18 protein-coding genes are annotated in these 21,466 nt (G+C 71.4%); 3 read left to right on the top strand and 15 right to left on the bottom strand.

Annotation, left to right across the window (positions count from 1 at the left end):
- Nucleotides 1–40: 40 nt before the first annotated feature.
- The 4 genes from FB561_RS32945 to FB561_RS32930 are packed head-to-tail and all read right to left on the bottom strand — an operon-like array spanning nt 41 to nt 5,035.
- Entirely contained in the window at nt 41–1,996 is a 1,956-nt protein-coding gene (locus FB561_RS32945) for a DUF8034 domain-containing protein (protein ID WP_202880977.1), read from the bottom strand.
- Nucleotides 1,993–2,877 (bottom strand): carbohydrate ABC transporter permease, encoded by an 885-nt coding sequence (locus tag FB561_RS32940; RefSeq protein ID WP_145813938.1) that lies wholly within the window; start codon nt 2,875–2,877, stop codon nt 1,993–1,995. The genes FB561_RS32945 and FB561_RS32940 overlap by 4 nt, the downstream gene beginning before the upstream one ends.
- Nucleotides 2,874–3,770 carry a carbohydrate ABC transporter permease gene (locus FB561_RS32935; RefSeq protein ID WP_145813937.1) on the bottom strand — a complete coding sequence of 299 codons (897 nt, stop codon included), beginning with the start codon at nt 3,768–3,770 and terminating at the stop codon, nt 2,874–2,876. Before FB561_RS32935 ends, FB561_RS32940 begins: the two co-directional genes overlap by 4 nt.
- Nucleotides 3,767–5,035 carry an ABC transporter substrate-binding protein gene (locus FB561_RS32930; RefSeq protein WP_145813936.1) on the bottom strand — a complete coding sequence of 423 codons (1,269 nt, stop codon included), beginning with the start codon at nt 5,033–5,035 and terminating at the stop codon, nt 3,767–3,769. Before FB561_RS32930 ends, FB561_RS32935 begins: the two co-directional genes overlap by 4 nt.
- A 174-nt stretch (nt 5,036–5,209) precedes the next feature.
- On the opposite strand from FB561_RS32930, the gene FB561_RS32925 reads away from it, so the two are divergent.
- Genes FB561_RS32925 through FB561_RS32915 form a run of 3 tightly spaced genes read left to right on the top strand, consistent with a single transcriptional unit; the run spans nt 5,210 to nt 9,748 of the window.
- Nucleotides 5,210–6,442, top strand: coding sequence for a GntR family transcriptional regulator (locus tag FB561_RS32925; protein ID WP_145813935.1), 1,233 nt, complete (start codon nt 5,210–5,212; stop codon nt 6,440–6,442).
- Nucleotides 6,435–7,265, top strand: a complete 831-nt coding sequence (locus FB561_RS32920; protein WP_145813934.1) for an amidohydrolase family protein — start codon at nt 6,435–6,437, stop codon at nt 7,263–7,265. The genes FB561_RS32925 and FB561_RS32920 overlap by 8 nt, the downstream gene beginning before the upstream one ends.
- Before the next feature lie 41 nt (nt 7,266–7,306).
- On the top strand, nt 7,307–9,748 hold the full coding sequence (locus FB561_RS32915; protein WP_145813933.1) for a glycoside hydrolase family 95 protein: 2,442 nt from the start codon (nt 7,307–7,309) through the stop codon (nt 9,746–9,748).
- A 155-nt stretch (nt 9,749–9,903) separates the two neighbouring features.
- Here FB561_RS32915 and FB561_RS32910 read toward each other — a convergent pair whose 3' ends face one another.
- Genes FB561_RS32910 through FB561_RS32860 form a run of 11 tightly spaced genes read right to left on the bottom strand, consistent with a single transcriptional unit; the run spans nt 9,904 to nt 21,272 of the window.
- Nucleotides 9,904–10,941: a LacI family DNA-binding transcriptional regulator gene (locus tag FB561_RS32910; protein WP_145813932.1), complete on the bottom strand. Its 1,038-nt coding sequence runs from the start codon at nt 10,939–10,941 to the stop codon at nt 9,904–9,906.
- Entirely contained in the window at nt 10,938–12,023 is a 1,086-nt protein-coding gene (locus tag FB561_RS32905) for a Gfo/Idh/MocA family protein (protein WP_145813931.1), read from the bottom strand. The genes FB561_RS32910 and FB561_RS32905 overlap by 4 nt, the downstream gene beginning before the upstream one ends.
- Nucleotides 12,023–12,871, bottom strand: coding sequence for an amidohydrolase family protein (locus FB561_RS32900; RefSeq protein ID WP_145813930.1), 849 nt, complete (start codon nt 12,869–12,871; stop codon nt 12,023–12,025). The genes FB561_RS32905 and FB561_RS32900 overlap by 1 nt, the downstream gene beginning before the upstream one ends.
- Nucleotides 12,868–13,356, bottom strand: a complete 489-nt coding sequence (locus tag FB561_RS32895) for a VOC family protein (protein WP_145813929.1) — start codon at nt 13,354–13,356, stop codon at nt 12,868–12,870. The genes FB561_RS32900 and FB561_RS32895 overlap by 4 nt, the downstream gene beginning before the upstream one ends.
- Nucleotides 13,357–13,359: 3 nt before the next feature.
- Entirely contained in the window at nt 13,360–14,532 is a 1,173-nt protein-coding gene (locus FB561_RS32890) for an ABC transporter permease (RefSeq protein ID WP_145813928.1), read from the bottom strand.
- Entirely contained in the window at nt 14,522–16,063 is a 1,542-nt protein-coding gene (locus tag FB561_RS32885; protein ID WP_145813927.1) for a sugar ABC transporter ATP-binding protein, read from the bottom strand. The genes FB561_RS32890 and FB561_RS32885 overlap by 11 nt, the downstream gene beginning before the upstream one ends.
- 4 nt (nt 16,064–16,067) lie before the next feature.
- Nucleotides 16,068–17,066, bottom strand: a complete 999-nt coding sequence (locus tag FB561_RS32880) for a sugar ABC transporter substrate-binding protein (RefSeq protein WP_145813926.1) — start codon at nt 17,064–17,066, stop codon at nt 16,068–16,070.
- Nucleotides 17,063–18,079, bottom strand: coding sequence for an alpha-ketoacid dehydrogenase subunit beta (locus FB561_RS32875; protein WP_145813925.1), 1,017 nt, complete (start codon nt 18,077–18,079; stop codon nt 17,063–17,065). Before FB561_RS32875 ends, FB561_RS32880 begins: the two co-directional genes overlap by 4 nt.
- Nucleotides 18,072–19,040, bottom strand: a complete 969-nt coding sequence (locus tag FB561_RS32870) for a thiamine pyrophosphate-dependent dehydrogenase E1 component subunit alpha (protein ID WP_238335267.1) — start codon at nt 19,038–19,040, stop codon at nt 18,072–18,074. The genes FB561_RS32875 and FB561_RS32870 overlap by 8 nt, the downstream gene beginning before the upstream one ends.
- Nucleotides 19,033–20,484, bottom strand: coding sequence for a class-II fumarase/aspartase family protein (locus FB561_RS32865; RefSeq protein ID WP_145813924.1), 1,452 nt, complete (start codon nt 20,482–20,484; stop codon nt 19,033–19,035). The genes FB561_RS32870 and FB561_RS32865 overlap by 8 nt, the downstream gene beginning before the upstream one ends.
- A complete protein-coding gene (locus FB561_RS32860; protein ID WP_170284918.1) occupies nt 20,484–21,272 on the bottom strand; it encodes an SDR family NAD(P)-dependent oxidoreductase in 789 nt (262 codons plus the stop codon). The genes FB561_RS32865 and FB561_RS32860 overlap by 1 nt, the downstream gene beginning before the upstream one ends.
- Between the last annotated feature and the right edge of the window lie 194 nt (nt 21,273–21,466).

The raw sequence follows: 21,466 nt of genomic DNA, 5'->3' as shown, positions 1-21,466 counted from the left end.
TCTCCTCGTGCTCGTGGTGGTTCGGTGAAGGGGAAGAAGGTCAGTCCGAGGCCAGCGCGACGTGCGCGGCCCGGTAGGCGTTCGGGGTCAGCCGCAGCTCCAGCCGGATGGTCCGGCCCGGCGGCAGGACCACCTCGAGGCGGTTGCCGTCAACAACGATCGTCTCGGTGCCGGCGGCCAGGACGGGCGCGGTGTACGCCGGGGCCGGGCCCGGGTAGGTACCGCTCGCCGTGGTCACCGTGGCCGTGTCGATCCGCTCGGTGCCGAAGCCGCCGGCCTGGACGACGACGCGCCGGGTCTGGGTGGCCGACAGGTTCACCAGTTGCAGTCCGGTGAGCTCCGGTTCGACCTTGTCGACCAGGGCGGCCACATCCGCGGGCAGGCCGGGACGGTTGCGCTCGGGATCGAGGTACAGCACCCGGAACGGCAGCAGGCCACCGTTGTACAGCAGCTGCGGCGTCCCCGTGGTCAGCTGCAGCAGCGCCTCGGTACCGACCGGGTTGTGCCGCTGCCAGTGGTGGACGTGCATGTCGGCGGGGTCGGTGCGGTCCGCCTCCATCAGGTCCATCCGGCGCTGCACCTGGGAGAGCGCGACGCCGAGCATCGCCTCCGGGTACCCGGGGTTGTCGCCGGCCAGGAACGCGAGCCACGGCGCCTCGTGCCCGGCGTCCTCCTTGTTGCGGAAGTCGTGGACGGTCCGCCAGTCGTAGCCGCTGCGCTCCCGCAACTGCCGGAGCCGGTCGCCGTCCGACGACTGGAACGCCACCTGGTACAGCCACATCGGCAGACCCAGCTGCGGCGGCTGGTAGTCGAACCAGCCCTCCTCGCGGTACCGGTTCGGGATCAGCAGGGTCGGCGTCGCGGTGTCGTCACCGAGCTCGGCCTGCCAGCGGTCCCGGATGCTCATCTCGGTCGCGTCGACCGTGCCGGTGATGCCGCGCTCGTACAGGTGGTCCAGCAGGTCGCGGGCGAGGTCGAGGCGGCTCGCGTCACCGGTCAGCAGGACGCCGTTGACCGCGGCGACACAGGCGGCCGAGCCGACGCTGTAGACACCGTGCGGCCAGGCCCAGCCGTAGTTCCCGCCGTGCCAGCGACCGTCGTGCAGCTCACCGACGACGCCGTTCGGCCCGACGTTGTCCGGGATGATGCCGCCGTTCGCGCGGGCCCGCTCCTGCCACGCGTCCAGGTACTCCAGCGTCCACGCGGCGAACCGGTCGTTGTGGTCGTACAGCCAGGCGTTGGCCGCGAGCGTGGTGGCGGCGAGGTTCACCGCCGCGTCGCCGGCCCCGAGGCGGCGCGTCATCTCCGCGCCCATCAGGTCCGCCTTGGCCGGATCCTCCAGGTCGGACCAGGTGTCGATCCCGGGGACACCGGCCAGCGGCAGCCCGAACGGCTTCATGCTGGCCAGGTTCGCGCCGAACGAGCGCCACTCGTCGTTGATCCCCCAGCGCGGACCGCCGGCACCGTTGTGCGGGGCGCGGATGATCCGGTGCACCGGGTCGTAGTTGGCCGTCGGCGATCCCGGCAGGTACAGCTCCGCGAACCGGTACGCGCGTTCGCGGAACACCTCGTCGGCCGGGTCGGCGGCGCACAGCGAGTAGAAGAAGATCATCGACTCGCCGAGGTGGAACCAGTCGTACCCGCGCTCGAACTCGTCGACCAGGAAGCCCAGGTCGGTGAGCTGGCGGGTGACGCCTTCCCAGTGCCACTTGGACACGTCCAGCAGGTCGTCGGCGCCACCGAGCTGGTACAGCACGGGCCAGTTGACGAACGCCTCGTAGAAGTCGTCGGCGCCGTCCCGGCTGGGCACCTCCCCCGCGTACCGGAGGCTGCCGTCGGGCAGGCAGTAGCGTTCCCGGAACAGCCACCAGCCCTCGTCCATCACGTCGAACAGGCGGCGCTGCATGATCGCCCACGCGGGCGGGCTGCCCACCGGGGTCGCCGCGACGACCCGGGGCGGTGCTGCGACTCCGGCGGTGCCGATCATCGTCGTCATCCCTTCGTCGCCCCCGCGGTCAGCCCGCTGATCACGTGCCGCTGCAGGAGGACGAAGACCACCAGCAGGGGCGCCACCGCGAGCAGCAGCGTCGGGAAGACGACCGTGTAGTCGGTCGAGTACTGGCTGACCGCCGCGTAGACGCCGGTGGTCACGGTGTAGAGACCGCTGCCCGGGCCGAGGATGATCTGCGGGTTCACGAAGTCGTTCCACACCGAGAAGGTGTTCAGGATGACCATCGTGACCACGGCCGGTTTCATCAGCGGGAACACGATCGACCAGAAGACCCGGTGCTTGCCGGCGCCGTCGACCGAGGCGGCCTCGTCCAGGCTGGCCGGGATCGTCATGATGTACCCGGCGTACAGGAAGATCGAGAACGGCAGCGTCAGCGTGGTCTCGAACAGCACGAACCCGGGGATCGTGCCCATCAGGCCGAGGTACTTCAGCGTGTAGACGACCGGAATCACCAGCACCTGGCTGGGGATGAACGTCCCGGCCACGAACAGCAACAGCAGCACCCGGAACCGCTTCTCGGTGCGCCGCGCGATCACGTACGACACCGGGCCGGCCAGCGCGACCGACAGCAGGTTCACCGACACCACGAACAGCGCGGTGACCGCGTACCCCTTGACGATGTTGAAGTCAGGGTTCGTCCAGGCCTTCTGCAGGTACTCGGTGGTGAGCAGGTCCGGCGACAGCGAGAACGGGTGCGCCAGGATGTCCTGCTGGGACTTGAACGCGCTCACCACCAGCAGGTACATCGGCACCAGCATCAGGATGCTGGTCACGGTCAGGAAGACGATCCGGCCGAGTCCGCGGACCTTGACCGGCGCCGGCTTGGCGACGTTCGTCCGGACCCGGGCGAGGCGGATGGCGCTCATCCCTTCACCCCCTGGTCGGCCCGGGACCGCAGCCGCGCGACGGTGAGGGCGAGGCCACCGGTGACCAGCATCAGTACCACGGACTGGGCCGAGCCGAAGCCGAGCGCGTTGTTGTGGAACGAGTCCCACAGGATCAGGTACGCCGCGGTCTGGGTCGACCCGGCCGGGCCTCCCCCGGTCAGCGACACGACCAGGTCGTACGTCTTCAGCAGGCTGACCAGGGAGAGCACCAGGTTCACCGTGACCACCGGCGCCAGGGCCGGCAGGGTCACGTTGAGGAAGGTCTGCCGCGGCGAGGCGCCGTCGATCCGGGCCGCCTCCAGCAGGTCCTTCGAGATCGTCTGCAACCCGGCCAGGTAGAGCACGACGTTGACGCCGAACCCGGCCCAGACCAGGACGCCGATCAGGGTGGCCAGCGCCCAGGTCGGGTTGGACAGGAACGGCAGCACCTCGGCGCCGCGCGTGGTCAGGAAGCCGTTGACCACGCCCGACGTGCCGAGCACCGCGCTCCACAGGAACCCGACGACCAGGGCACTGAGCACGTGCGGGTAGAAGAGCACCACCCGGAAGATCGAGTTCAGCCGGGACGCGCCGTTCACCAGCAGGGCGAACCCGAGGCCGAGCACGCTGAGCAGGATCGTGCCGACCCCGGCGATCACCAGGGTCACCCAGCCCGCGCGAATCGCCTCTTCGCTGCGGGCCAGGTCGAAGTAGTTCCGTAGTCCGACCAGGGCCGGGTTCGCGCTGTAGCCGTTCCAGTCGGTCAGGCTGAGATAGACCGACAGGCAGACCGGCACCACGAGCATGACGACGAAGAGCAGCAGCGCGGGACCGACCATGCTCGCGGTGGTCAACCGGTCCCGCAGGCGAGTGGCCGCTGCGGTCGCACTCATGACTTGGACCCCATCCAGCTGTCGATCCGGGTCGCCACGTCCTGCGCGCTCTTGCCGGTGTAGAGACTCTGGACGGCCTTGTTCCACTCGCCGTTGAAGCCCTGCGGCAGCGTCGTCGCGCCGTACCCCTCACCCTGGGCGACGTGCTTCGGCGCCTGGTCGAGGATCGCCTGGACCTCCTGGCCGAGCGGGGTCAGCCCCTCGGTGAAGCCCTTGCGGAAGTTGCCGTCCTGGGCCAGCTGGCTCTGCACGGCCTTCTGGTCGGTGACCAGGTACTGCACCAGCTTCAGCGACAGGTCGCGCTGCTGGGTCGACTTCAGCACCATGTACGGCGCCGCCATCGTGACGCCCTGCGGACCCGGGCTCGGCTGGCCGGTCTCGGTCGGCGCGGGGAACACGCTCAGGTCGAACTTCGGCTTCGCCTCCTCGGCGGTCCGGACGAACCAGCTGCCCATGATGTACATCGCGGACTTGCCGGACAGGAAGTTCGTCTGCGCGTTCACGTCGTCCAGGCCGAGCGCGTTCTTGTCGACGTACCCGTTCTTGATCCAGGACTGGTAGCGCTCCAGCAGCGGCTGCATCGTCTTGCCGACGGTCAGCTCCTTGCCGGCGACCTTCTGGTACCAGTCGGGGTGCGCCGAGGCGATCGACGGGTCGCTCAGCTGCAGCAGCTGCAACCCGGTCACGTAGTCGCCGGCGGTCTGCAGCGGCAGGTAGCCCGCGGCCTTCAGCTTGGCCATCGCCGCGGTCATTTCGTCCAGCGTCTTCGGCGGCGCGGTGATGCCCGCCTTGGCGAACGCGTCCTTGTTGTAGAACACCAGGGACTGCGCCTGCTGCCCGACACCGACCGTGTAGACCTTGCCGTCCAGCGCGGCCTGCTCGGCCAGCGGGGTGTCCTTGGTCCACGCCTGGTCGGTCAGTTCGAGCATCTGCGGCGCGAGCGTCTTGTCCGCCATCAGCGTCTCGACCACGTCCGGGGCGTTGCCGGCCGCGAGCAGCTGCGGGAGGGTGTCCTTGACGCCCTGCCCGGTCGGCGCCTCGATCTTGACGTCGACACCGGGGTTGGCGTCCTCGAAGGGCTTGACCAGCTCCTCCCAGTAGCCCTTGGTCAGGTTGGGCGTGATGTTGACGAGCATCCGGACGGTGCCGGTGCTGCCACCGGAAGAGCCTTCGCCCTCGAAACCTCCACCCCCGCACGACGCCGCGCCCACCAGGATCGCGGCTCCGAGAACGACGCCGAGACTACGGCGCACTGAACGAGACATCTGTCCTCCTACCGATCGCCCTGACTCCGGGGCGAGCCAGGCCTCACTAGCGATGGACAATGCAGGGGGCCACGCTCAAGTGTCAATCTATAGACGGCAAACTCGATGTTTTGAGTCATAAGTCCGTACCATTGCCCCTCGACAGATCGCCACTCGGGGGACCACTATGCAGCCATGCCCGATGCTGGACGCCCCAAGTCGCCGCTGACGCTGTCGGCGGCCGAGCGCGCCGCGCTCTCCCACCTCGCCGCCGGGTCCGCCACCACCCCGGCGATGCGGCTGCGCAGCCGGATCGTGCTCGCCTGCGCCGAGGGCCGCTCGAACAAGGACGTGGCGGACGCGCTGGAGGTCACGGCGGGCACCGTCGGCAAGTGGCGGCGGCGGTTCCTGCGGATGGGGATGGCCGGCCTCGACGACGGGATGCGCAGCGGCCGGCCGCGGATGGTGGACCGGGTCCGGCTGGGCGCCGTGACGGCCGGATCGATGGCCGATACCGGACAGGGTGGAGGCACGGGGTTCCAACCGGTCGGCCGGTCGGCGACCACCGGTGCGCAACCGTCCACGAACGGTGCGGATCCCGAAGACCTGGCCTGGGCCGCCGAGGTACTCGCCGACCGCCGGCTGTCGACGCGCGAGGTGGCCGCGGCGTACGGGGTGTCGCAGTCGACCGTGGTGCGCCGGCGCCGGGAGGAACTGCGCCACCAGCGGGCCGGGAGCGGGATCGCGCTGCGTTCCGTGCAACCCGCTCCGCCGCCCGCGAGTGAGACCGAGCTGCTGTCCGACCGGGTGTACGAGGCGATCCGCGGCTGGATACTGTCCGGCGAGCTGGCGCCGGGGATGCGCGTGGTCGAGTCCGAGATCGCCCGGGTCCTCGGGACCAGCCAGACCCCCGCGCGGGAGGCGGTCCGGCGGCTCGCGCACGAGGGGCTGGTGACGTACCGGCCGCGGCTGGGCAACTTCGTCACCGAGATCTCGCAGGTCGAGGCCCGGGAGGCGCGCGAGGTCCGGGTCCTGCTGGAGGCCGCGGCCGCGCGGCGGGCGACCGGGCATGTTCCGGAGCTGGAGCTCGACCTGCTCCGGGTCGAGGTCCGGCGGATGATCGAGGCGGCTCAGCATCACGACATCGGTGCGTTCCGCGAGGCCGATCTGCGGTTCCACCGGCAGGTGCTGGCGACCAGCGGCAACTCGATGCTGCTCAAGGTCTGGCGCACGCTCGAACCCGCGCTCTGGAGTTTGCAGGTCGTCTCCAACGCGATGTACGCGGGTGACTGGGGGCTGATGGCGCGCCGGCACATGGATCTGGTCGACGTGCTGGCCAGCACCGATCCGGAGGACGCGGCCCGCCTCTTCTCGGCCCACGCGCGTGGCGAGAGCTCCATCACCAGACCAGCGACCCGCCATGACTGAGCCAACGGTCGACGCGCATGTGCATGTTTGGGATACCTCGCGTCGGGAGTTGCCGTGGTTGCCGGTTGGGCATGCTTTGCGGCGGGACATCTCGCTTGCGGACTTCCGGGTGGCTGCCGAGGGCGACGTGCCGGAGATCGTGCTGGTCCAGGCGGATGCCGATCCTGGCGAGGTCTTCGACCTGCTCGACCAGGCCGCCGCCGACGACGCCGTACTGGGTGTGGTCGGCTGGGTCGACCTGCTCGCCGACGACGTCGAGAAGAAGCTCGCCAAAGCCTTGAGCTACGCCGAAGATCGCGGTGCCCGGCTGGTCGGGATCCGGTGTCCTCCGGCGGATCAGCACGATCCCGAGGCGGTCACGGCCCCCGCGTACGTGCGAGGTGTGCGCGCCGCCGCCGACGCGGGCCTCGCTGTCGACCTGCTGCTGCGGCCCGCCGCTCTGACCGGGGCGGCGCGGCTGGCTGCCCTCGTACCGGGCGCGCGCCTCGTGCTCGACCACCTCGGCAACCCCACCACCGCGGACGACACCTGGGTGACCGGGATGAAGGCGCTGGCCGACGTCCCCTCCGTGACCGTGAAGGTCTCAGGTGTCACCGCGCACCTGCCCGCCGGCGAGCTGGCGGAACTCCTCGACTTCGCGCTGGACCAGTTCGGCAGCGACCGGCTGATGTTCGGCTCCGACTGGCCCGTCTGCACGCTGCGATCCAGCCGTGCCGAGACGGTCCGCCGTACCACCGCTGTGCTGCCCGTCGCCGCGCACAAGGACGTGTTCCGCGGCACCGCCCGACGCACCTACCGGCTGGAGGTCACAGCCGGTCGCTGACAACTCCCCACCCGCCCGAACGACAGGGAGAACGACCGCTCATGACCGAATTCACCCGACGCCAGGTCCTCCGGACCGCCGGCGCCGCCGCCGGCACGGCCATCGCCGCCGGCACCCTGACCGATCCGCTGTCCGCCGCCGCCGAGACGACCGGGACCGCCGCCGGCGTCCCCGGCAGTGACACCAACCCGCTGAAGCTCTGGTACTCCCAGCCCGCTGTCGAGTGGCTCCAAGCGCTTGCCATCGGCAACGGACGGCTCGGCGCCATGGTGTACGGCGGCACCGGCACCGAACGCCTGCAGCTGAACGAGGACTCCGTGTGGGCCGGCGGCCCGCACCAGTACGACGACCCGATGGGCCGCGAGGTACTGCCCGAGATCCGCCGGCTGATCGCCGAGGAGCAGTACCTGGAGGCGCAGAACCTGGCCGACGAGCACTTCATGGGCCGCCCGACCGAGCAGATGCAGTACCAGCCCGTCGGCGATCTGGAGCTGACCTTCCCCGGGATCGACGGAGTGACCGGGTACCGGCGGGAGCTCGACCTGACCACCGCGATCACCTCGGTGAGCTACGAGGCCGGCGGCGTCCGGTACAGCCGTGAGGTCTTCGTCAGCCACCCGGCACAGATCCTGGTCATGCGGCTGACCGCGGACCAGGACGCGTCCATCTCCTTCAGCGCGACCTTCACCACCCCGCAGGCGGCCACCGTCGAGGGGTACGACGCCACCACCCTCGCGCTGAACGGGATCAGCGGGGAGGCCGAGGGGCTCAAGGGCGAGGTGAAGTTCTCGGCACTGCTCCGCGCCTTCGCCGAAGGCGGCAGCACGACCGTTGCCGACGGCAAACTCACCGTCACCGGTGCCGACGAGGTCACGCTGCTGCTCTCGATCGGTACCAGCTACCGCAACTACCTCGACGTCAGCGACGACCAGCTCGCCAAGGCGCTCGCCCCGCTGACCAAGGTGGGCCGGCCGGCGTACGGGAAGATCCGGCAGGAACACGTCGCCGACTACCGGCGGCTGTTCGGACGGCTGGACATCGACCTGGGCACGTCCGAGGCGATCGCGCTGCCGACCGACCAGCGGATCACCGCGTTCCGCAACGGCGGCGACCCGCAACTGGCCGCGCTGTACTACCAGTTCGGCCGGTACCTGCTGATCTCCAGCTCGCGCAGCCCGGGCCAGCCCGCGAACCTGCAGGGCATCTGGAGCTACAAGATGCTGCCCGAGTGGCAGTCGAAGTTCACCCTGAACATCAACGCGGAGATGAACTACTGGCCGGCCGGCCCGGCGAACCTGGCCGAGTGCTGGGACCCGATGTTCCAGATGATCGCCGAACTCGCCGAGTCCGGCGCCCGGACCGCGGAGCTGATGTACGACGCGCCGGGCTGGGTCGCCCACCACAACACCGACGGCTGGCGCGGGACGGCGCCGGTGGACTTCGCGTACTACGGGGTCTGGCCGACCGGTGGTGCGTGGCTGTCCCTGCTGTTCTGGGAGCGGTACGAGTACACCGGTGACGTGGCGATGCTGCGGCAGTTCTACCCGGTACTCCGCGGCTCGGTGGAGTTCTTCCTGGACCAGCTGCAGACCGACGCGGCGACGGGCTATCTGGTGACCAGCCCGTCGCACTCGCCGGAGCTGAAGCACCACGACTACGACAACGTCGGGGTCAGCATCTGCGCCGGGCCGACGATGGACAGCGAAATCCTGCACGACCTGTTCAAGGTGTTCGGCCAGGCGGCCGCGCTGCTCGGCGAGGACGCGGCGATGGCGACCCAGGCCGCTGCTGCCCGGGCCAAGCTGCCGCCGATCCAGATCGGCTTCCTCGGCCAGATCCAGGAGTGGCTGATCGACTGGGAGGAGGCCGCGACCGAGACCAGCCGGCACGTCTCGCACCTGTGGGCGGTCTTCCCGAGCGACCAGATCACGCCGCGCCGGACGCCGGAACTGGCCGACGCGGCCCGCAAGTCGCTCGAGCTGCGCGGCCCGGCGGTCACGGCCGGCTGGTCGCTGGCGTGGAAGCTGAACCTGCGGGCCCGGCTGCTCGAACCGGACAACGCGTACAAGCACCTGACCCAGTTGCTCGCGCCCGGGCGGACCGCGCCGAACATGTTCGACCTGCACCCGCCGTTCCAGATCGACGGCAACTTCGGCGGCGTCTCAGGCCTCACCGAGATGGTCCTGCAGAGTCACTCCGGCGAGGTCGCACTGCTGCCGTGCCTGCCGTCCGCGTTCGGGGAGGGCAGGATCAGCGGACTCCGGGCGCGGGGTGGGTTCGAGATCGAGCTCGCGTGGTCCGGCGGCAAGCTGACCGGCGCGCGGATCAAGTCCCTGCTGGGCAACCGGCTCCGCCTCCGTACCCCGCAGCGCGTCGACGTGAAGTCCACCAAGGGTCCGGTGGCCTTCGCTCGCCCGGAGGACGGTGTGGTCGAGTTCCGCACCCAGGCGGGCGTCGACTACCTGATCGAGCCGCGGGCGTGACCGTGGCCAACAGCACCAACCGGAAGCCGGGCTGAGGCGGACCTCCACCACTCACCAACTTCGCCACACCCGCCGATCAACGCCGAGTCCACGCTCACCAACCACCCAGCGCGCCTCACGCGGGTGTGTTGGTGAGTGGTGGAGGTCCGGGACCCTCAGCGGCGACGGCGGGCCGGTGCGGTCGACTTCCTGATCACCAGCTCGATCGGATCGCGGACCACCTCGGCGACGGGCTGCTGCGGATCGTTCTCCAGCAGCAGCTCCGTCGCCCGGGCGCCAAGAGACCGCAGCGGCATCCGGACGGTCGTCAACGCTGGCACCAGGTGCTCGGCCAGCGGCAGATCGTGCACCGCGACCACGGACACGTCGTCCGGCACGGACAGGCCGCGCTCGCAGACCGCGGTCAGGACGCCGATCGCCGAGGCCACGTTCGCCACGAACAACGCGGTCGGCCGCCGACCGGACGCGAACAACGCGGACGTGGCCTCGTACCCACCGGCCGGGGTGTAGTCCGCGGCAGCCACCAACGCGGTCTCCGGCTCCAGGCCCGCGGCCCGCAACGCCTTCCGGTACCCCTCGCGGCGACGGCGTGCCGTATCCGCGCCCGCTGGTCCGGCGACATGCGCGATCCGCTGGTGGCCGAGCTCGACCAGGTGGTTCACCGCCACCTGCGCGGCCCGGTCGTCGTCGAGGACCACGTGCCGCGTGGTCGCCCGGCCGCGCCGGTTCACCAGCAGCCACGGCAGTCCCTGCGCGTCCAGCGTCTCCTGCTCGGCCTGGGAGATCGGGCCACCCGCGAGCAGCAGCCCGTCGACCCGGCCCTCCCCCAGCGTCTCCAGGTAGTCCCGGGTCCGGTGCCCGGCGACCGCCGACGAACCGACCATCAGCACGTACCCACGGGCGAGTGCGGCCGTCTCGGCACCGGTGATGATCTCCGCGTAGACCGGGTTGGCGAAGTCGGGGATGAACAGGCCGACGGCACCGGTACTCGCGGTCCGCAGCGAGCGGGCCGCCATGTTCCGCCGGTAGCCGAGGTCCTGGATCGCCTGCAGCACCCGTTCCCGGGTCTCCGGCCGGATGCTCACCGCCTTCTGGTTGACCACCCGGGAGACGATCGCCTTGTCCACGCCGGCCAGCGCGGCGACGTCGCTGATCGTCACCCGGCCGCCGCGACCGGTCGCCGCTGGGGTCATCCTGCCTCCACCACTCGTGCCTCGCCGTCGTCGATCGAACCGTACAGGGCATGGACGAGCGCGAGCGTGCGAATGTTGTCCGCGGCCGCCGTCGGCGCCGGGGTCCCGTCGGCGATCCAGGCGAGCAGCCCGGCCATCGGTCCGCCGAACGCCCACGGGATCCAGCGCTGTGTCACCGGGTACGCCAGCCAGCCGTCGGTCGGGACCACCCGGCTGTACACCTCCAGCGTGTCGGGCCGCCCGTGCGGGTAGTCGTACAGCAGGCCGAGCGTGCCGCGGATCGCACCCTCGGTGCCGTCGATCCGGAACTCGGCCCGCTGGTCCCCACCCTGGTTCTCGTGGTTCACGTGCAGCACGGCCCGGGTGTCCCCGTCGTACACGAGGGTCGAGATCGTCCGGGTCTCCCCCGTCGCCACCTGGCCGCCTCGCCGAGACGCCGTCGCGAACACGCGGCGCGGATCGCCGAGGATGCTCCGGACCGCGTCGAGGTAGTGGATCGAGTGGTACATGATCTCGAGCCGGTCGGACCGGACCAGCCAGTCCCACGCGGTCCAGTCGGTGCTGATGTCCACCGTGAAGGACATCGTCGTCGGCGTCCCGATCCAGCCCGCCCGCACCATCTCGCGCGCCGCGGCGATGCCCTCGTCCCAGCGCAGTTGCTGGTTCACCGCGACCTTGACGCCGGCCGCGTCGGCCAGGCCGATCAGCTCCCGCGCGGTCGCCAGGTCCGGGGCGAACGGCTTCTGCCCGAGCACGTGCTTGCCAGCGGCAATGACCTGACGGAGCACGTCCGGCTGGGCCCACGGCACCACGGCGACGTCGACCACCTCCACCGCGTCGTCGGCGAGCAACTCCTCCAACGAGGAGTACACCCGCTCGATCCCGAACTCGGCCGCGAGGTCGCGGGCCCGGTCCGGCTTGACGTCGTACACACCACGGAGGTCGAGGCCGAGTCCCTGGTACGCCGGGAGGTGGGCGACCTCGACGATCGCGCCGGCCCCGACCAGCGCGATCCCGCGGCGATGACTCGCCGGGACGTCGATACCGACCCGGGCCGCGATCGGTGCGAGCAGGTCCAGCATCAGGCGGACACCCCTGGGATCCGGTAGAACTCGGCCGCCGTCCCGCCGAGGACCAGGGCGCGTTCGTCCTCGTCCAGATCGGCCAGCACCCGCCCGGTCTCGGTCCAGACCCGCTCGTACTCGTCGGCGAGCGTGGCCACCGGCCAGTCACCGCCGAACATCAGCCGCTCCGGGCCGAAGACGCGCAGCGCGTGCTCGACGTACGGACGCAGGTCGTCCGCGGTCCAGCCCGGCTTGGCCGCGGTGTTCAGGCCGGACAGTTTCGCGTACACGTTCGGATGCCGGGCCGCGCGGGCCAGCAGGTCCGCCCACGGTTGCCACGGACCGGCCGCGATCGGCGGTTTGGCCAGGTGGTCGATGACGATGCGCAGCGACGGATGCTGGGCCGCGATCACCGGGACATGGGCGAGGTGGCGTGGCGTCACGGCGACCACGTCGAAGGTGAGGTTGCTCAGCGCAAGCACCTCCAGCCCGGCCCCGACGTCCTCGCGGAGCAGCCAGTCCTCGTCCGGCTCGTCGTGGATCAGGTGCCGGACGCCGACGAACCGCGGATCCTTGGTCCGCTCCGCCACGGCCGCGGCGGCCGCGTCCGGATCGGTCAGCGGCACCCAGCCGACCACGGCCGCCACCCGGGACCAGCGGTCCGCGACCTCGAGCATGAAGTCGGTGTCCTCGGCCGAGTCGAGCGACTGCACCAGCACCGTCCGGTCCACCCCGCAGGTGGCGAGCAGGTCGTCCAGGCCGGTCTCGTCGTAGCTGCGCCGCAACGGCTCCAGGCCGTCGGCGTCCAGCCAGGGATAGGCCAGCCGGTCCAGGTCCCAGAAGTGCTGGTGGGCGTCGATGATCACGCGTCCTCCAAGGTGTCCGTCAGCCGGTGCGGCGGCGGCTGCACCAGTTCCAGCGTGATGTCGTCGGGGTCCAGCAGGTAGCAGCACCAGCCGCCCAGGTTGACGCCGGCCTCGATCCGGTTCGGCGGTGACACGAACCGGACCCCGGCTGCCGTCATCCGGTCGTAGGTCGCGCGCAGATCGTGGACCACGAACGCGAGATGCGCCGAGCCCGGGTGGTACCGGGCCGGGTCCTGCCGGGTCCCGGCCGGCGCGAGGTACTGGACGAGCTCGACGTCGTGGCTGCTGACGCCCGGCCGCTCCCCCGGGACGGCGAGCTGGGCGACCCGCAGCCGGGCGTCCGGGTACCCGACCAGCTTGCGGGTGTACGGGTTGTCCTGGTCCTGGACGTGGACCAGCTCGAGCCCGAGTACGTCGCGGTAGAACGCGATCGAGCGGTCCAGGTCGCTCACGTGCAGGCCGGTGTGCCAGATTCCGGTGGGCATGGGCTACTCCGTCGTCGCGCGGACCGTGGGCCGCCGGGTCGAGACCGTGTACATCGCGGCGGCCACGATCAGGACCAGGCCCTCGATCAGGCCCTGCCAGTTCGCGCCCAGGTTGAGGATGTTGAACCCGTTCTTCAACGTCACCAGGATCAGCGCGCCGGCCAGCGACTTCAGCACACTGCCGACGCCACCGAACAGCGCGGTCCCACCGAGGATGGCCGCGGCCAGCGCGGTCAGCTCGTACCCGGTGAGCCCGGTCGGGTTGATCGAGCCGATGCGGGCCGAGTACAGCACGCCGACGAACGCGGCCGCCGTCCCGTTCAGCACGAACGCGAGCACCTTGTACCGATTGACGGCGACCCCGGCCAGCCGCGCGGCCTCCGGGTTGCCACCGGTCGCGTACAACCGCCGCCCGACCGTGGTGAACCGCAACACCCACGCCGCGACGGCCACGAGCACCAGCAGGTACGTCGTCCGCTGCGTCAGCTGGACCGTGAAGATCAGCACCGGTGACGCCGCGACCAGCACGATCCCGGCGATGCCCGGTACGAGGACGGCCTTGCTCCGCAGTGCCGCGTCACGGACCCCGATACTGCGTCGGGTCCACAGCCGCCAGCCCGCGAAGAGCAGAAGCGCGATCCCCGCCACCAGGTAGAGGTTCGGCGTGATCCAGCGGCCGGCGTCGATCGCGCGCAGGGCGTTCGCACCGTCCCCGGTCGGCGGGGTCACGGTCCGGCCGTCGGTGACGATCAGCACCAGCCCGCGGACCCCGGTCATCGTGCCGAGCGTGACGATGAACGCGTTGATCCCGACGAACTGCACCACGACGCCGTTGAACAGCCCGACCAGCGCGCCGGTCGCCAGCGCCACCCCGAACGCGGGCCAGAACCCGATCGGGCCGATCAGGCTCAGGCACAACGCGGCACCGAGGGCCGCCACCGAGCCGATGGAGAGGTCGAAGTTCCCGCTGATCAGCACGATCGTGGTCGACACCGCGAGGATGCCGAGCAGCGCCGTCTGGTCGAGGATGTTCGACACGTTCATCGGGTCCAGGTACGGCGCCCGGCCCTGGGCCGCGCTCGCCACCGTCAGCACGGCGACCAGCGCCACCAGCGCGTACACCACTCCGGCCCGGGACAGCTTCAGGCTCTCCGGCCACCGTCGTTCAGCCGGCATCGCGCACCGCCGGTGTACCGAGACCCTGGGCCAGCATCATCAGTTCCTCCTCCGACGTCTCCGCCGCCGTCCGCTCGGCGACCACCCGGCCGCGGCGGACCACCAGTACCCGACTACAGACCGCCAGCAGTTCCTCGAACTCGCTGGTCACCACCACGACCGCCTTGCCGTCCGCGGCCAGCCGCCGGACCAGGCCGAGCAGGTCCGCCTTGGCGCCCACGTCGACCCCGGCGGTCGGCTCGTCCAGCAGCCACACCTTCGCGTCGCCGTACAGCCACTTGGCGAAGGCGACCTTCTGCGCGTTCCCGCCGGACAGCTGGGCCGGCGTCGTTTCGATGCCCGCGGCAACGATCCCGAGATCGCCGACCGCGCGCCGGGTCTGCGCCCGTTCGCTGTCCACCCGCGGGACCGCGCCACCGCGGGAGTACGACGCGAGGTACGGCAGGCTGACGTTCTGCCACAGCGGCAGGTCCACGTGCAGCCCTTGCCGGACCCGGTCCTCCGGCACGTACGCGATCCCGGCGGCGACCGCGTCCCGTGGTCCCCGGTCGCCGCCGAACCCACGGCGGTGCGCGTGGATCCGCCGGTCCTCGACCCGGATCGTCCCGGTCGCGGCCGGGTCGTCGCCGAACACCGCGGCCAGGATCTCCGACCGGCCGGACCCGAGCAGCCCGGCCAGGCCGAGCACCTCACCGGCCTGGACCTGGAACGACACGTCCGCCAACCGGCCCGGTGACGACAGCCCGGCCACGTCGAGCCGGACCGGCGCCGATCGCTCCGGGACCAGGGCCGGTACCGCCTCGGCCGCCTGCAGTTCGCGGCCGGAGATGGATCGGACCAGGATCTCCTCGTCCACGGCGGCGGTCGGGTCGTCCAGCACGACCCGCCCGTCCCGCAGCACGGTGACGTGACCGGTCAGTTCGAGGATCTCGTCGAGGAAGTGCGAGATGTAGAGGAACGCGGTGCCCTGTCCGGACAGCCGGCGGACCGCGTCGAACACGATCCGGCGTTCGCCCTCGGACAGCGACGCGGTCGGCTCGTCCATCACCACCAGCTCGGCGCCGGCCGCGAGCGCCTGCAGGATCGCGACCATCTGCCGGGCCCCGATCGGCAGGTCGCCGACCAGGGCGTCCGGATCGACCGGGTACCCGAGCCGGTCGACCAGGTCGGCGAACTCCGCCCGCCGGCCGGCCGGGGTCCGGCGGAAGCCGCCGCGGTCCAGGAAGACGTTCTCGAGCACGCTCAACGCCGGGACCAGCGGGATGTGCTGGTGGATCGTGGCCAGCCCGGCCCGGCGGGCGGCGCCCGGATCGCGCCAGGTCCGGCCGATCCCACGCCAGGTCAGCGTTCCGGTCGTCGGCGGGTGCACCCCCGCGATCACCTTGATCAGCGTGGACTTGCCCGCCCCGTTCGCCCCGACCAGTCCGTGCACGGTGCCCGGGGCGACGCGGAGCGACACCCCGCGCAGTGCCCGGGTCCCGTTCGGGAACGTCTTGGTGACGTCGGTGAGTTCCAGCAGCGGCTCGGTCATCGGGTCACCACTGCGGGGCGCAGTCCGCCACGTTCGCCTTGGTGATGCCGGGCGTGTCGTACGTGACGAACTCGGCGTCCCGCTTCTTCGCCCCGGTCAGCTGGTCGTACAGCACCTGCAGGGCGAGCGCGCCCATGTCCTTCGGCTTGTAGCAGACGGTGCCGTAGATGTCGCCGCCGCTGACGCCCTCGACGCCGAGCTTCGACCCGCCGACGCCGATCACCTTCGCCTTCGACCCGGCGGCCTTCACCGCCTTCGAGCAGCCGACCGCCATGTCGTCGCTCTGGTTGTAGATCAGCGCGACGTCCGGGTGCGCGGCCAGGATGTTCTGGCAGGCCGACTGGGCCTTGTCCGGTACCCAGTCGCCCGGCTGCCGCGCGACCACGGTGAGGTCGACGCCCTTGGCCTGGGCCGGCGCGAGGAACTCGGCCGATCGGGTCTTCACCTCGGCGAACCCCGCGGTGCCCTCGACGATCGCGACCTTGCCGCCGCTCGGCAGCGCCTCGACCGCCAGCTCACCGGCGATCCGGCCGGCCTTGACCTCGGCCTGGGTGACCAGGGCCACCAGCCCCGGGTACACGTCCTCGATCTTGCGGCCGGCCGGGTCACCGACCTGGGAGGCAACGGCGACGGTGGGGATACCGGCCGTCTTCAGCTGGTCGGCGAGACCGGTCGCGACACCGGAATCGACCGGGAGCAGCAGCACGCCGCTCGGCTTCTGGCCGATCAGGTCCTGCACGTCGTTGGCCTGCTTCTCGGCCGTGCCCTGGGCGTCGACCTGGACCAGCTTGACGCCGAGTTCCTTCGCCTTCTCGTCGATCCCGCCGACGATCGCGGCCGGGAACGGGAAGTTCTTGCCCAGGTTGGACACGCCGATGGTCAGGTTCTTCGCGTCCGGCGCGGCGTCCGCGGGCGCGCTCGAGGTGTCGGTCGCCTGCCCGCAGCCGGCCGCGGCCAGCGCGACAACGAGGGCGGCCAGGGGGATCCTTCGCTTGCCTGTCATGGTTTCTCCTGCACGAGCTTCGTGAGCTGTGCCGCGATCGCGTCGACGGAGGGCACGAGCGCCTCCGCGAGCGACGGCGCGGCGGGAATCCGGCTGTCCGGGGTACCGATCCGGACGGGCGCGGTGGACAGCGGGACACCGGACTCGGCGACGCGGGCGAGAACCTCCGCGCCGAAACCGCCGGTGACGTTCGCTTCGTGGACCACGGCCAGCCGGCCGGTCCGGCCGAGACTGTCCAGGACCGCGGTCAGGTCGAGCGGGTTGAGCCAGGTCAGCTCGACCACCTCGACCTCCAGGCCGTCGGCGGCGAGCCGCTCGGCGGCGGCCAGGACACGCGCGGTGATCGCGCCCCAGGTCGCCACGGTGACGTCCCGGCCCGGCCGCCGGACGGTGGTCCAGCCGGCCGGACGCGGTGATCCGTCGATCCGGACCTCGGTCTTCTCCCCCGCGTACAACGTGCGGTTCTCGATCACGATCACCGGGTCGTCGCTGTGCCCGGCCGCCAGCAGCGCGTCGTACCCGTCCTGCGCGGTCCACGGCATCACCACCCGCAGCCCCGGGACGTGCAGGAACAGCGCCTCCAGCGACTGCGAGTGCTGCGCGCAGGCGCCGGGCGCGTTGCCCTGCTGGGTCCGGACGACGATCGGCGCGGGCGCCTCGCCCCGGGACACGTACCGGGCGTTGGCGGCCTGGTTGACGAGTTGGTCGAGGGCGACCAGGGAGAAGTCGGCCCACATGATCTCGACGATCGGGCGGCGCCCCATCAGCGCGGCGCCGATCGCGCTGCCGAGGATCGCGGACTCGCTGATCGGGGTGTCGAAGACCCGGTCGCCGAACCGTCGGCGCAGGCCGCGGGTGACGCCGAACACGCCGCCCGGCTTGGCCACGTCCTCGCCGTACAGCAGCGTCTCGGGGACCTCGGTGAGCAGCCGGACCAGGGCCGCGTTGATCGCCTCGCCGTACTTCAGCGACAGCGCGGCCGGGGCCGGGGCCGTGGTGGTTGCCTCAGGCATAGATGTGCTCCTTCGCGGTCGCGCCGTCGGCGATCGGGGCGGCCAGCGCGGTCCCGGCGGCCTGCTCGATCTCCTCGCGGGCGCGGCTCTCGCTCGCGTCCAGGTCGGCGTCCGTGACCCCGGCCGCCGCGAGCGCGGCCCGGAGCCGGACGATCGGCTCGGCCTGCTTCGCCCGCTCCACCTCACCCGGTGGGCGGTACTGCTCGGCGTCACCGATGTAGTGGCCGACCAGCCGCTCGGTCATCAGCTCGAGCAACGTCGGTCCCTCGCCGGCCCGGGCGCGTTCGACGGCGCGGCGGGCGGCGTCGCGGACGGCCGCGGGGTCGTTGCCGTCGACGCGTTCGCCGGGCATCCCGTACGCCGCGGCGCGCTTGTGCAACTCCGGTTCGGCGACCATGTCGGCGATCGGGGTGAGCTCGGAGTACAGGTTGTTCTCGCAGACGAAGACGACGCCGAGCTTGAACGCCGCGGCGAAGTTGAGCGCCTCGTGCGTCGCACCCTGGTTCAGCGCGCCGTCACCGAACACCGTGACCGCGATCCGCCCGGAGCCGTCGTACTTCCCGGCCAGCGCGGCACCGACGGCGATCGGGGCACCGGCGCCGACGATCGAGTTCTCCCCGTGGAAGCCGTAGCGCGGCGCGGTGAAGTACGCCGAGCCACCGCGGCCGCCGTTCAGCCCGGTCGTCCGGCCGGCCAGCTCGGCCAGCATCGCGTCGGCCGGGACCCCACGGGCGAGCGCCCAGCCGTGGCCGCGGTACGTCGCGAACACCGCGTCGTCCGCGCCGAGCTCGGTACAGACGCCGACCGGGCCGGCCTCCTGCCCGATCGCCAGGTGCACGGAGCCGACGATCTCGCCGGACAGCCGCAGCTCGCGGACCTTCTCCTCCAGGATCCGGATCCGCCACAGCCCGTGCAGATCGGCCAGTCCTCGCGTGGTGTCCAGCACCTGCGCGTCACCCACCACGCACCTCCTCGCTCCCCGGCACCCGCCGGTCCTCGTCGCCCGGCACCCGCCGGCTCTCGTCGTCAACCGGCCTCAGCCGGTCCTCGTCGCCCGGTTCTCGCCGGGCCTGCCAGTCGGCGACCGCGGCGGCCGCCATCGCCGGCGCCTCACCGACGTACTCCTCGGCGCCCACCTGCGCGCCGTCCAGTTGGGTCTCCCCCGCGGCGGCCAGCTCGGCGGTCACCTCCGCCATCACCTCGGCGAGGTCCCGGCCGGAGTCGCGCGCGCTGATCGCCGCGGCGTACACCAGGTCGTGCGCGCGGTCCTTGCCCAGCACCGGCGCCAGCCGCATCATCAGCGCCTCGCTCATCAGCAGCCCGCCGTCCCGGCTGAGATTCGCCCGCATCACCTCGGGGAACACCCGCAGCGTCGTCGCGGTCCGCCCGGTCAGCAGCAACGCGGCCGCCGTGTACTCCGCGACCTGCGGCACCGCCAGCCACTCCAGCTGCCACTCGCCCGCGCTGCGCTCGTGCCCGGCTTCCATTGCCCGCAGCAACGTACTGGCCGCCGCCCCGGCCGCGACCCCGAAGCCGACCACCGACTCGGAGCTGACCGGGTTCTGCTTCTGCGGCATCGTCGACGAGGCACCGCGGTGGTGCCCGTCCTCCTCGCGGACCTCGGCGATCTCGGTCCGGGACAGGTCGACGACCTCCCGCGCGAACCGCACACAGGTCGCCGCCAACGTCGCGCACACCGCACCGAACCGCGCGATCCGGTGCCGCGACACGTGCCACGACACGTCCCGGTCCGACAGCCCGAGCCGGCGCGCGAGTACCCGGCGGACCTCGGGACTCGCTGGGCCCATCGCCGCGTTCGTGCCGCCGGCGCCGTACAACGACACCAGCCGGACGTCGGCGGCGACCCGGCGCAGATCGGCCAGTTCGTCGGTGATCTCCGCGAGGAACACCCCGACCTTCGCGCCGAACGTGGTCGGGACAGCCTGCTGCGCGTGCGTCCGGGCGGCGATCACCGTCTTCTCGTGCTCGGCCGCGAGCTCCGACAACGCGTCGCCGAGCAGCACGGTCAGCTCGATCAGCCGATCGCTCGCGGCTCCGAGCTGCAGCGCGAGACCGCTGTCCATGATGTCCTGCGTGGTCGCGCCGTAGTGGACCCGGCCCGCCGGTCCGGGCGGAAGCGCCGCGGACAGCTGCCTGGTCAACGCGAGGATCGGGTACCCGACGACGCGGGACGCCTCCCACAGCTGCCCGGCGTCGATCCGCTCCGGCCGGCAGACCGCGCTGATCGCGTCCGCGTCGGCCTGGCCGATCACGCCGACCTCGGCCTGCGCCTGCGCCAGTTCGGACTCGACCCGGACCCAGGCGTCGATGGTCGCGCGTTCCGACCAGACACCGGTCATCGTGTCGTCGCCGTACAGCGCGGTGAGCAACCGGAACCCCGTCATCAGTGCATCTCCAGTCCGCCGTCGACGTTGATCGCCTGGCCGGTCACGAACGAGGCCAGGTCGCTGAGCAGGAACGCCACCACCGCGGCCAGCTCGGCCGGTTCGCCGACCCGGCCCAGCGCGGTCCGGTCGGTGACCGAGCGCAAGTACTCCGCGCCCGCGCCGGCACCGAACGCCTTGTCGCGGTCGGCGAGGATCCCGTCCCACATCGGGGTGAGGAAGATTCCGGGGCAGACGGCGTTCACCCGGAGGTCAGGACCGAGCGCGAGCGCGGCCGACTTCGTCAGGGACAGCAACCCGGCCTTCGAGGCGGCGTAGTGCGCGGCGTCCGGCCGCCCGGACCGGCCCGCCACCGAGGCGATGTTCACGATCGAGCCGCGGGACATCACGGCCGCCGCACCCTGCGTGACCTGGAAGACCGAGTTCAGGTTGACGTCGATCACCCGGCGCCATTCGGTCCCGCTCAGCTCGCGCAACGGCGCCGTCCGCATCACGCCGACCGCGTTCACCAACCCGTCGAGGCCGCCGAGCCCGGCCGCGGCCGTCCCGGCGAGGTCGGTCGCGTAGGTCTCGTCCGACAGGTCACCAGCGAGCAGGACAGGCTCGGCACCGTCGGGAAGGACTGCCGCGGTGGCCTGCAGACCCTCGGCGCTGAGGTCGGCCAGGGCCACCGAGGCACCGAGGTCGAGCAGGCTGCGGGCGACGGCTCGACCCAGGCCGCCGGCGGCTCCGGTGACGAGCACGCGGCGGCCGCTCAGGGTGAGGGCGGCGTCGTGAGGGGCGGTCACGCGATCTCCGTTCAATCGATTGACCGGAACCATAGTTGCCGAATCGGTGCGAGTGCAAGACCCGATCTGAGCGGCGGAACGCAGGTCCACCGAACTCTTGTCACGGTCCCGGCGCCCGTCTATCGTGCAATCGATTGACCAGTGCAAACGTTCGCACAGATCGGCCGCCGAGGCCATGGTCAGGACTCACGGAC

The sequence above is a fragment of the Kribbella amoyensis genome (genome assembly GCF_007828865.1).
Classification (GTDB): domain Bacteria; phylum Actinomycetota; class Actinomycetes; order Propionibacteriales; family Kribbellaceae; genus Kribbella; species Kribbella amoyensis.
The sequence above is the reverse complement of the archived record's forward strand: the minus strand, read 5'-3'. Positions and strand labels throughout refer to the sequence as shown.

What these genes read in the sequence shown, in the direction of transcription:
- FB561_RS32895 (WP_145813929.1), bottom strand. Translation starts at nt 13,356, where the DNA reads ATGCCCACCGGAATCTGGCACACCGGCCTGCACGTGAGCGACCTGGAC.
- FB561_RS32885 (WP_145813927.1), bottom strand. Translation starts at nt 16,063, where the DNA reads ATGACCGAGCCGCTGCTGGAACTCACCGACGTCACCAAGACGTTCCCG.
- FB561_RS32940 (WP_145813938.1), bottom strand. Translation starts at nt 2,877, where the DNA reads ATGAGCGCCATCCGCCTCGCCCGGGTCCGGACGAACGTCGCCAAGCCG.
- FB561_RS32945 (WP_202880977.1), bottom strand. Translation starts at nt 1,996, where the DNA reads ATGACGACGATGATCGGCACCGCCGGAGTCGCAGCACCGCCCCGGGTC.
- FB561_RS32890 (WP_145813928.1), bottom strand. Translation starts at nt 14,532, where the DNA reads ATGCCGGCTGAACGACGGTGGCCGGAGAGCCTGAAGCTGTCCCGGGCC.
- FB561_RS32865 (WP_145813924.1), bottom strand. Translation starts at nt 20,484, where the DNA reads ATGACGGGGTTCCGGTTGCTCACCGCGCTGTACGGCGACGACACGATG.
- FB561_RS32925 (WP_145813935.1), top strand. Translation starts at nt 5,210, where the DNA reads ATGCCCGATGCTGGACGCCCCAAGTCGCCGCTGACGCTGTCGGCGGCC.
- FB561_RS32935 (WP_145813937.1), bottom strand. Translation starts at nt 3,770, where the DNA reads ATGAGTGCGACCGCAGCGGCCACTCGCCTGCGGGACCGGTTGACCACC.
- FB561_RS32880 (WP_145813926.1), bottom strand. Translation starts at nt 17,066, where the DNA reads ATGACAGGCAAGCGAAGGATCCCCCTGGCCGCCCTCGTTGTCGCGCTG.
- FB561_RS32920 (WP_145813934.1), top strand. Translation starts at nt 6,435, where the DNA reads ATGACTGAGCCAACGGTCGACGCGCATGTGCATGTTTGGGATACCTCG.
- FB561_RS32905 (WP_145813931.1), bottom strand. Translation starts at nt 12,023, where the DNA reads ATGCTGGACCTGCTCGCACCGATCGCGGCCCGGGTCGGTATCGACGTC.
- FB561_RS32930 (WP_145813936.1), bottom strand. Translation starts at nt 5,035, where the DNA reads ATGTCTCGTTCAGTGCGCCGTAGTCTCGGCGTCGTTCTCGGAGCCGCG.
- FB561_RS32915 (WP_145813933.1), top strand. Translation starts at nt 7,307, where the DNA reads ATGACCGAATTCACCCGACGCCAGGTCCTCCGGACCGCCGGCGCCGCC.
- FB561_RS32875 (WP_145813925.1), bottom strand. Translation starts at nt 18,079, where the DNA reads ATGCCTGAGGCAACCACCACGGCCCCGGCCCCGGCCGCGCTGTCGCTG.
- FB561_RS32910 (WP_145813932.1), bottom strand. Translation starts at nt 10,941, where the DNA reads ATGACCCCAGCGGCGACCGGTCGCGGCGGCCGGGTGACGATCAGCGAC.